The organism is Limnospira sp. PMC 1279.21 (genome assembly GCF_032349615.1).
In the GTDB taxonomy this organism is placed as follows: domain Bacteria; phylum Cyanobacteriota; class Cyanobacteriia; order Cyanobacteriales; family Microcoleaceae; genus Limnospira; species Limnospira fusiformis.
In genome coordinates this window covers 1-849 of the sequence record NZ_JARPLU010000454.1, presented here as the reverse complement: position 1 = coordinate 849, position 849 = coordinate 1, and the positions used below count along the sequence as shown (strand labels likewise).

Sequence of the window (849 nt, the reverse complement as noted above, 5' to 3'; positions counted from 1 at the left end):
CGTTTATCTGTGACTATGATATAGCCCGGTGAACCCGCCCCTACAGATACTTTGATTGGGCGGGGATAGGGCGGGTTTATATGGCTTATCTGTGACTATGATATAGCCCGGTGAACCCGCCCCTACCAATTACCATATACCGGGCGTGAACACGCCGCTACAGATGATTAATGATGGTTTATCAATATGAAATACAATCCTGATATTCATAACCGCCAATCAATTCGTCTTCGAGGATATGATTACAGTCAACCGGGGGCATACTTTGTCACAATTTGTATTTATCATAAACAATGCTTATTGGGTGAAATTAAAGACCAAACTGTAATGCTAAACTGTTATGGTGAAGTGGTTAAATTCAATTGGTTTAACCTAACCAGAGTTTACCCTTTAATTCAGTTAGATAGTTTTGTGATTATGCCTAATCATATTCATGGTATCATTATCTTAACAGACCACAGCCATACTCTCTCAAAAGTTGTTCAAGGTTTCAAAACTTTTTCTAGCCGTAGGATTAATCAATTGCGATCGCTTTCTAAAGTTCCTGTATGGCAAAGGGGATATTATGAACATATAATTAGGGACGAAAACGCATTACAAAAAATTCGAGAATATATCGTCAATAATCCCTATAATTGGAACCAAGACGAAATGCACCCATCCCATCAATTTCCCATTTCCCAAAACATTACCACCCCGTTGGGGCGCGCCTCCGCCGTCAATGAAACTTCCCCACCGGAATTTTGATAAACCCGCCCCCACCCACCGATAATTAGAATATTTCGGGTTTATCTGGCGGGGATAGGGCGGGTTTATATGGCTTATCTGTGACTATGATATAGCCCGGTG

The 849-nt window shown here is 41.1% G+C and carries 1 protein-coding gene; it reads left to right on the top strand.

Going from position 1 to position 849, the window contains the following annotated elements:
* Window positions 1–186: 186 nt before the first annotated feature.
* Complete coding sequence (locus tag P5683_RS25395) at window positions 187–747, top strand: REP-associated tyrosine transposase (RefSeq protein ID WP_006622573.1); 561 nt, start codon at window positions 187–189, stop codon at window positions 745–747.
* The last annotated feature ends 102 nt before the right edge of the window (window positions 748–849 follow it).

Bases quoted from the DNA above. Each gene is read 5' to 3' on its own strand.
- P5683_RS25395 (WP_006622573.1), top strand. From the start codon at position 187: ATGAAATACAATCCTGATATTCATAACCGCCAATCAATTCGTCTTCGA.